The following is a 387-nucleotide window of genomic DNA, read 5'->3' on the forward strand; positions in this document are numbered from 1 at the left end:
CGACGCGGAAGGGAAGTGCGGCGAAATTGCCGCGCGCCGAAAGATATTGCGCGACATCGAGCGGGCTCGCATTGCGCAGGCGCGCCAGCGTCACATGCGGCGAGAATTTGCGTGGATCCGCCGGCAGGCCGAGCCGCTGGCAGATGCGGTCGATCTCGCCCTGCAGGGCGCTCAGATCCGGTGATGGGGCGACGCCGGCCCACACGGCGTGCGGCTTCTTCTGGCCGAAAGCGCCGACACCCGACAGCGTCAGCGAGAAGGACGGGCGGTGCACCCGGTCCAGCGCGTTGGCGATCTCGTCGGCGACATGGCCTTCGACATCGCCGATGAAGCGCAAGGTCAGATGGTAGTTTTCGACATCGATCCAGCGCGCCCCGGGCAACCCGC

General features: G+C 67.7%; 1 protein-coding gene. It reads right to left on the bottom strand.

Annotated features, from left to right (window positions below):
• The coding region (gene thpR / locus EN859_RS35690) for an RNA 2',3'-cyclic phosphodiesterase (RefSeq protein WP_135913635.1) at window positions 1-387 on the bottom strand (387 nt) is incomplete at both ends.

The sequence above is a fragment of the Mesorhizobium sp. M00.F.Ca.ET.216.01.1.1 genome (genome assembly GCF_004010325.2).
GTDB lineage: Bacteria > Pseudomonadota > Alphaproteobacteria > Rhizobiales > Rhizobiaceae > Mesorhizobium.